The sequence below is a fragment of the Butyrivibrio sp. genome, from assembly GCF_017635265.1.
In the GTDB taxonomy this organism is placed as follows: domain Bacteria; phylum Bacillota; class Clostridia; order Lachnospirales; family Lachnospiraceae; genus Butyrivibrio.
On record NZ_JAGBLU010000064.1, the window covers coordinates 1 to 8,599 of the forward strand.

Genomic DNA, 8,599 nt, shown 5'->3' on the forward strand with positions numbered 1-8,599 from the left:
AGCGATTACAGATACTCTCTGTGAAATAAACAGAAAATGGGGTACTACATGAAGAAAAAGAAGATGATTGTACTGCTGTTGATCATAGCTGTAATAGCAGGAGCATATTTTAGGATTACATTTGCAGAAGCGAAAACATCATCAGAGCTCACAATCCATGAAAGAGAATACCATGGCGGCATAGCTGGTATGGACTACAGTGAGCTGAGGATACTTAAGAATGTAAAGCTATCAGAAAACAAAACCATATACAGAAACCTTCTCTACAGGATAAGCATAAAAGCCTGTGATTTATCGGATGAGAGTGTAAGGCTAAAGCTCTCAGATAGAGCATTCGTTGATGGAGCTGAGACAAGGGAAATCGTAGTAAATAAGAGCGATGATGTAACGATTACCTTTGCAAACGATACTACCGGAATTGAATTACAAGTTCTATATGAATAAGAGGAGTTGGTGAGGAATGAACCTAATAATTTGTGAAAAACCCAGTATGGGAAGAACCGTGGCTTCCGCACTTGGCGCTACCAATAAATATGATGGCTACATGGAAGGTAACGGATATATAGTTTCATGGTGTTTTGGACATCTCTGGGGCTTAAAGGACCTGGAAATGTATTTGGATTCCAACTTCAAACACGGTGATAAGGCGAAATGGTCTCTTGAGGCATTGCCATTCTACCCAGAGAATTGGAAATTTGAGTATTTCATCTCAGATCCCGGCAACAAGAAGCAGGATAAGATACTGTATCAGCTCATGAAAAGATCCGATGTAGATACCATCTATGCCAGTGGTGATGCCGACAGAGAAGGGGAAGTAATAGTCAGAAATGAGTTTGTTCAGCACCATATCACTGGTAAGAAGATTCTAAGGTTATGGCTCCCAGCACTTACACCGGAAGCAATAAGAGAAGCTGTCAGGGATGCAAGACCGGACAGCGAATATGATGGATATGATAATGCAGGACGTGCCAGAGCCTTTGTAGACTGGCTCTTTGGAATCAATCTATCAAGATATGCCACTTTAAAGGCAGGGACCAAGCTCAATATCGGGAGATGCATGTGCCCAATAGTATCCAAGATAGTCCAGCGTGATAACGAGATCAAGAACTTCGTTCCGCAGAAATACCTGGCTGTAGAATCCGGAGATGAAAACTCCCCATTTGTCCTTAAATCTAAACAGAAATTTGCCATTCAGGACGCAAAACTGGCACAGGCACTTTGCGACAAATATAACGCTGCAGGAGCTGTTGTATCTGATATCACCACCAAGATATCAAAGATAAAATCGCCTAGATTGTTCTCCCAAAGCGATTTGCAGTCATATATCTGCAAAATGAATAAGAAAATGTCTCCACAGAACGTCTTAGATACAGTCCAGTCTCTGTATGAAAAAGGCTTCGTGACATACCCAAGGACATCATCCAATTTCCTTGCGGAAACAGAAACAGCAAAGGCAGATCAGATCATCCATGCACTTACAGCTTCAGGAATATCCGGAATTGAGAACAAGCCTGGAAATAAGAATATATACGACAATTCCAAGGTAGAATCTCACAGCGCCCTTACTCCGACAGAAAAGATACCGGATGCCCTGTCAGATACGGAAAAAGAAGTATATGAAGCAATCAAAAACCGCTTCTGTGCTGTGTTCTGTAGTGAAGATTATCTTGTAAACAAAACAACAATAGAGATTTCATGTGCTGATGAGACATTCAGCATACAGGGAAACATAATGGTACAGCCCGGATGGACAGTATTTGAGGAACCCTCAAAGAAAGATAAGGTTCTCCCAGCTGTAAATAAGAGCGATAGGATCCAAATAAGCTTTAAACCAGTAGAAAAAGAAACCACACCACCCAAGCGATATACTGTAGAGTCCTTAAATGCATGGATGAAAGCACCCATGAGAGGAGAAGAGGACCTAAAAAAGAAGGTATATTCCGATGAAGAGTGGAAGGATATCCTCGCGGATGCAACTATCTGTACGGAAGCAACAAGAGCAGCAACCTTGGATAAATGTATTAAAGAGAAATATATAGCTTTAAAAGATGGCACCTACAGCTCTCTTGAAAAAGGTCATCTTCTTGTTGATGCAATGAAGCAGCTACATATCGACCTTTCACCTGCTAAAACTGTTGAGCTCCAGCGACAGATCCATGATGTACAGTTAGGAACCTTGTCCTATATCAGCATTTTGGAATCTACCAAGAAGATCATTGATGAGATTATCGGCAGTAATACGCAATTAGACAGTAAATTTGCAGCTTCCATAACTGAAAAGAAAAATATAGGCATATGCCCCAGGTGCGGATCTCCGGTCTATGAGGGAAAGCTCAATTTCTATTGTAGCGAGGGAAAAGAGTGCGGATTTGCTTTATGGAAGTCAACTAAGCTCTTAGAGTCCATGAAGGTAAGCATCACGGCAACAAGAGCCCAGAAGATGCTTGAGAATAAAAAAGTCTTCGTCAAAGGACTATACAGCAAGAAAAAAGATTCAAAATTCGATGCATTTATAGCTTATGAGGATACAGGTACATTTGTGAATTATAAGCTGGAGTTCGGGAAAACATAATAACAAATAATATCAAGTGTAATCAAATGCCATAGGTGACTAAAAAAGGAATGTCGGAGGGAGAGTATAAACATGAGTAAGGATGAATCAGGGATCGTAAGAAGTCAGTATAGCAATTTTCTCGGAACAGATACGGTTATGCACGACAACTCAGAGAAATCAGCTAAAAAACATGATGCTCAGGTGGACCTGACAATTAAAAAACAAAAACTGGAGCAGGAAATCATGAAAGAAAAAGACTATACCTACATGGCAGAGCAGGACGCAGAACCAGGATATGATATGTTAAATGGCATAATTAACATTCCATCAAATCTCGATATGGTTGATGGTCTGGTTGATTCTGATGAAGAAAAAAGAGCACTGGAATCCGGTAAGGAATCTCATTCACCCAACAATCCTATGAATTCTTCTAATAAGCGACCATCTGTACTTGAAGCTCTGGAGAAAAAGAAAGAGATCGTGCAGCAAAGAGAACAGGAAAGACAGCAGCGTGAACTTGAAAAATCTCATGATCCAAGCTATGTGAGGTGAGAAACATGCCAGTATATACATGTGGATCCTTTGGAATAAGACTTAATGGCTGTGGCGGTACCTGGAGAGCCGTACAGAAAAATGAAAAGGGATTTCTATTATGGGAATCTGAAACCTATGGCACAAGAGCCATGAAAGTTCTTACTGATAGTGAAGGTCTTGTTCTATATAAACAAGCCAGTGCGTTCAAGGATTTTGGTGTAATAACTCAGATTGCCAGATATGAACGAGTACGGGATAGCATTAGCAGAGACCTTCTCATGAAAGAATTTGCCAAGGAGAATGGTAAGATACAGCAGCATAATGAAGAAGAATCTGAAGCGAAAAAGAATCAGAACGCTGGAGATAAGGGCAATACTTCACAATCTATGCAGACAGCGCTAAAGGACAACAATACGAGTAATATCGCTACCTCTCCAAAGAAAGAGCCTAAACGTCCCGCGAAAAGGAGACCTTCCGGTAAAAATCCTAATAACAGGGAATCTGTGATGAGTAAACTCAGAGAATATCAGAAATATCTTGATGATAAAAAGCCCAAGGCGCAATAAGATAACCTGGTACGCATTTCTCATGCTGACAGCATAAATGATTGCGCTGCTTCTGAGATTGATGCAGAAGAATTGGCAAACTGGTTAACTATGGATGATCGTGAGCTGATCGCGAATTACCATAAGCTTTCTACTCACGACAAAAATATAATCAAGCGCCTTGCTCGGATGATGTCTGAAAAGAAAGAATAACTATTCTTTATCCTTCTTATTGGCAGGATCCTCAACTTTTTTTATCATTTCTGCTTCAATGAGCTTGTTAACATAGGCATTTATTGACTCCACGCCATGCTCATGTAGAAGCTCTATAGTTCCTTTAGGGAACCTGATTGTCATGGTATCAAACTTATTATCATATTTCTTCATTGCTTTTTTCTGAGCATCAGAAGTCTCTTTTTTCTCGTTTTTCTTTGCCATAACGCAGTCCTCACATACAGAAAACAGTATCTATACTCCTACTATAATACAGATATGGTTATATGAATCATATATTTTTTACTAATATATGAACCATATATTTAGTGATACTGCACATAGTAGAGAGATCCGCCCCGGTGCTATAATACCCCTGTAAGCGTATATGGTTCATATAAACAACAGGTAAGGCGGTAAACTATTATGGATGAAATGTGTGCTAATATCGGCGGTCTCATCGCCAATCTTATCCTATTATTATTGTTTTTCAAGCTGGTCTGGCCTCTTATATGCCACTGCATAACAGTCATAGACAGCTTCATATTAACTCTGGTCCTGGGATTTGCCATAAAAGACAAGGTATTCCACGGCTCCCTGCATCCTGTATTCATTATTCTGATATTTGCAGGAATCTTTATAGGACTTATGTGGATCATGCATACCAAGTATGGATTTGCCATATCGGCACTTCTGATGTCTTATGTATGGACTGATTTCATATTAGAATGCTGCAAGGGCTGGAAATCCTACGATCTTATATGGGGAATCTTCATCGGTGTATGCAGCTTTCTGCTCATTTTGTATTTCCATTGGAGAGATTACAGGGATTTTGCGCCAGTATAATATCATCACAGTAAGTTTTTGATCATGCCGAGTGGGAGAACGTGCAGTAGATCAACAAGAATCAGTATTCGATAAGTGTGGCAGGAACGAGGCTGCTGAAAGTGGCTTCGTTCCTGCATTTTTGTGGTCGTATTTTTGTTATTTTACGTCGTTCCCAAGTGGCATTTAAAACAGGTGTGAAAATTGCGAACGCATTCGCAAAAATCATGGGATTGTAATCTCAGTGACCAGAGGGTTCTGCGGTCTTATACTTTAGATGCAACCAAAGGAAAATGCAGATAGGAGGGACCATAATGGCGGATTTTAAAAACAGACTGGAGCTTGACAGTGAGATCTACAAGCTGGAGTGCCTAAGGTGTAATCTGGATGTCATAGCCCTTGGGATGGATCAGGACACGCTTGGCGAAGACCAGCTGGCAGTGAAGTCATGTGCTACGATGTTGGGCGTGATCCATGATAGGATGAAAGAACTATTATGGGATAAAGAGCCGGAGGAAAAGAAGGAATGATACGTGGGTTCAGATTGTGGACGGACAGTAGGACAGGCTGGAGGAGCGGCTTGAGGTGCTAGCGGAGGCTGTGCCGGAAGACGAGGAGCCGATGAACACAACCGTGGTTGACGAGGTTGGCAGCACACAGGTCATCACCAGCGAGATGGATGAGACGGCTTTCCTGCGAAGCCAGATTGTGGAGATCAGGCGGCAAAAGGATGGACTCTACGCCGAGCGGGCGGAGCACGCAAACACGGAGGTGCAGATCAGGCTCCTGCTGGAGTTGGTGGACGAGATGGTCAAAAACAGCCTGCCGGAGTGGATGGCGAGGGAAGAAGAGCCGGAGGTGGAAGAAACCGGAGCCTGCCGTGACTACGATGACTTCTTCAGCCGCACGAGGTACACGGTGCCGGAGGAGGTGCTGGACGAAAATGGGCGGATAGAAGCCTTCAACAACGACCTGGTCATCCGCTACCTGGATAATGTGGTCGTGAAGGATGACGGCTATGAGGTTATCTTCAAGGCTGGCGTGACCGTGGAGGTCGAAGTGTGAGCGGGAACACAGGGCAGCTGTTTTGCATCCATGATAATTATTTCTGTATTGATTGACAACTGCCTTGAAAATTAATACTTCTCCGTTATCTGTTCTTTGGTTAGGATTTGAACCGCTGAATGGCTATCGGAGATTTTTTGTTTCATTTCTGGTAATTAAAATTAGAGGAGGCAGTAAGTATAATGTGGATACAACATAAAGAGCAGGAATAATATCGTAAATAAGGAGAATGCTATGGTATATTATAGCCAAAAAGATAAAGAGTACGAGACTAAAAAAACTGATTACAGGTGTGGAGCGTATGCAATAGCATATTGGGAATGGAAAGATGCCGAAGAGCAGGGAATACCTTATAATAATGATAAAGCAGATAGTTTTATTCAGGTGATATATAGTAGAATCTGGTTTACTAAGGCGGATATAGATAATATGAAAATTCTACCTGATTTACAAAAATTGCAGATTGATTGGAATATAGTAAGAAATTATTCATCCCCTGCAAAAATGTGTGAGGATTTGAATTTATCAAGTATTAGGCGAGAACAGGGAACAAAAGCCATTATTTATACGTCAAAGGATAGTATTGTTAAAAAGCTTGGAAGTATTGGAAACATAACTAAAATAAGCAAAATAGATGATTTAAAAACTGGAGAAAAAGCGATTCTGTTGATGGGTGATAACCAAAATGAGATGCCTCAACACTATATCTTCGCATATGGATCAAACGAGTTAGATGCAGAGGGTCATGTTATTATGCGCATTATTGATCCGGCTGATGGTGTAGATGTGAGTGCAGGTGGCAATATTAGAAATTGGGTGGGAACTACCAGCTGTGATTTCTTAAACACAATTATAAAATTTGGTCACTAAATTTAAAAACTGCCCATTTGATTGTTATAACAAAGGCAGCTATGATATTGAATAATCAAATGTCATAGCTGTCTTGTTATGTACATTTCTATAATTATTTCTACTTTCCTTCATCAAACATTTTAGAACCATATCCACTCTTCACTCATCCCCAACATACTCTATCAAATCCCCAGGCTGGCAATCCAGCTCACGGCAGAGCTTATCTATGAATTTCAATGTGAAATTATGGTTGTATGACAGCCGTGTCACGTGTGCCGGGAGCAAGACTCCGTCCTTCAATAGCTGGTACTGGGTGATTCCTTTTTCTTTCATGAATTTCCTCATCGGCTCAAAAGATATCATATCGAGTTCCCTCCTGCGTTTTTTTGTTTCATCGTGTGTGAAGGAAACTCGCTTGATAATTACCACATATGAAAAAGAAAAAATGCTTTCATATATGGTAATTAGAAAACTTGTTGAATATTGATACAGTTAGAGTGCAACAAACAATACCGGCTTTTTATGTTGAATACACAGCACCGGGTTGCAGGTGCGGAAAGGGGATTCTGCGATGCACGAAAGAGATGCTCCCTTTTAAGGATTGAGGATGCTGGGGCTATGGCCTAAAACAATCCGTTCAATGATATTTAGGATGTCTTGAAGCCTTTACAAAAGGCTGATGAATCCAAGCAAACTGGCTAAATCAGTGGAACATAGGGATTCGGCTTTTCCCCGGAAACAATAGGAAGCCCATTGTGGTATATGACAAGAAAACAAATATACAGCCTGCTCATCATAAACATGCAGGCTGTATATTGATAATATGAGCAAAATCAGTGGCTTGAAAATGTGTCAAGTCTGTCTCGGAAAAAATCTATTGAACAGGAGTTTTACAGCAGACTGTCATATATTAGAAAGTATCTCAGCGATACCAGCATTATATCAATATCAGTACAATATGGAAAGGAGCGTCATAATATGGAAACAGTAACGAATAACAAGCGTATACTTGAAAAATATCTGAAGGATCTTGCACCAGATAAGTCCAAAATTCTGGTTGACAAGGGCACGGACCCGCAACTTGATATCAAACCGAGCGTCAGGGAAGGGGACGATAACAGTTTTATCATCATAAGCCGCATCAAGGAAAGTGCTGAAGATCAGACGGCAGATCTGTCTGCAATCAGTGGAAACCTTAACAGCGTCTATCCCGGCGCCATTGTACATGCAGATTCTGCATTGGTGGATGGAAGACCCAATGGTATATCCGGGGAGGATCTTCCGAGAAAGCCGATAACGGTAGGCCTTGATATTAATGGAAATACGAATGAACCTGTGGTCGTAAATAAGCCAAACCGTCATAGGGTAATGGCAGCGGTAAATGCGATGGTTCAGAAATGGTTTGAGGATGGACATAAAGCAGCTGCGAAGATGTCTTATAGGAATGCGTTCGTATATGATTCAAGGCAGATTGAAGCAAAGCTCGGTATCAAGCGCGCGGACAAGCTGTTTGGCGTGGATTTCAAGGCGTATTCAGAAGGCAAGCAGAAAGAAATGCTCATCTGCTTTAATCAGATTTATTATACCGCAAGAGTCGAACCGCTTACAGCGTCTTCGCTTTTCAAAGATGAGGTGACCCCCGAAGACCTTATGGAAAACTGCATTGATGAGAAAAATCCTGCAGATGCTCTTATCACCAGCGTAGACTTCGGACGAATGATCGTTGTAAAGCTTACTACGAGTAATGTGACGGATAAAGTGGAAGCCGCATGGAACGCCTCTATCAGCGGAACAGGCATTGAAAACAAGAACGAGTACAAGCACATTATGGAGAATACCACCTTTAACGTGTTTGTCTATGGAGGCACGGCTGAAACCGCGGCACAGATTCTGAAAGACTCACACGACATTGCTGAGGTCAACAGGATCATTGCCAAGGACATGAACTTTGATAAGGATTCCGCTGTCTGCCCGATCAGTTACACCACGAACTTCATTGATGACGGAACTC

Annotated in this window: 11 protein-coding genes; 9 read left to right on the forward strand and 2 right to left on the reverse strand. The window is 41.4% G+C overall.

Features of this window, described 5'->3' with window-relative positions:
- Window positions 1-48: 48 nt before the first annotated feature.
- The 4 genes from J6O61_RS07855 (at window position 49) to J6O61_RS07870 (ending at window position 3,654) form a co-directional block, all read left to right on the forward strand.
- Window positions 49-444, forward strand: coding sequence for a hypothetical protein (locus tag J6O61_RS07855; protein WP_292211639.1), 396 nt, complete (start codon window positions 49-51; stop codon window positions 442-444).
- Between the two features lie 16 nt (window positions 445-460).
- Window positions 461-2,572, forward strand: coding sequence for a DNA topoisomerase (locus tag J6O61_RS07860; RefSeq protein ID WP_292211642.1), 2,112 nt, complete (start codon window positions 461-463; stop codon window positions 2,570-2,572).
- 72 nt (window positions 2,573-2,644) lie between these two features.
- Window positions 2,645-3,106, forward strand: coding sequence for a hypothetical protein (locus tag J6O61_RS07865; protein WP_292211645.1), 462 nt, complete (start codon window positions 2,645-2,647; stop codon window positions 3,104-3,106).
- 5 nt (window positions 3,107-3,111) lie between these two features.
- Entirely contained in the window at window positions 3,112-3,654 is a 543-nt protein-coding gene (locus tag J6O61_RS07870; protein WP_292211646.1) for a hypothetical protein, read from the forward strand.
- A gap of 192 nt (window positions 3,655-3,846) precedes the next feature.
- Here the strand turns inward: J6O61_RS07870 and J6O61_RS07875 are convergent, their stop codons facing one another.
- Window positions 3,847-4,071 (reverse strand): hypothetical protein, encoded by a 225-nt coding sequence (locus J6O61_RS07875; protein ID WP_292211649.1) that lies wholly within the window; start codon window positions 4,069-4,071, stop codon window positions 3,847-3,849.
- Window positions 4,072-4,272: 201 nt separating this feature from the next.
- On the opposite strand from J6O61_RS07875, the gene J6O61_RS07880 reads away from it, so the two are divergent.
- The 4 genes from J6O61_RS07880 to J6O61_RS07895 all read left to right on the forward strand — a co-directional run bounded on the left by J6O61_RS07880 (window position 4,273) and on the right by J6O61_RS07895 (window position 6,606).
- Window positions 4,273-4,692 (forward strand): hypothetical protein, encoded by a 420-nt coding sequence (locus tag J6O61_RS07880; protein WP_292211651.1) that lies wholly within the window; start codon window positions 4,273-4,275, stop codon window positions 4,690-4,692.
- Between the two features lie 272 nt (window positions 4,693-4,964).
- Complete coding sequence (locus tag J6O61_RS07885) at window positions 4,965-5,201, forward strand: hypothetical protein (protein ID WP_292211653.1); 237 nt, start codon at window positions 4,965-4,967, stop codon at window positions 5,199-5,201.
- Window positions 5,202-5,256: 55 nt separating this feature from the next.
- Entirely contained in the window at window positions 5,257-5,736 is a 480-nt protein-coding gene (locus J6O61_RS07890; protein WP_292211656.1) for a hypothetical protein, read from the forward strand.
- 234 nt (window positions 5,737-5,970) lie between these two features.
- Window positions 5,971-6,606 carry a hypothetical protein gene (locus J6O61_RS07895; protein ID WP_292211658.1) on the forward strand — a complete coding sequence of 212 codons (636 nt, stop codon included), beginning with the start codon at window positions 5,971-5,973 and terminating at the stop codon, window positions 6,604-6,606.
- A gap of 141 nt (window positions 6,607-6,747) precedes the next feature.
- Here the strand turns inward: J6O61_RS07895 and J6O61_RS07900 are convergent, their stop codons facing one another.
- A complete protein-coding gene (locus tag J6O61_RS07900) occupies window positions 6,748-6,951 on the reverse strand; it encodes a helix-turn-helix domain-containing protein (protein ID WP_292211660.1) in 204 nt (67 codons plus the stop codon).
- A 615-nt stretch (window positions 6,952-7,566) separates the two neighbouring features.
- On the opposite strand from J6O61_RS07900, the gene J6O61_RS07905 reads away from it, so the two are divergent.
- On the forward strand, window positions 7,567-8,599 hold a 1,033-nt coding region (locus J6O61_RS07905), incomplete at its 3' end, for a thiol-activated cytolysin family protein (protein ID WP_292211662.1).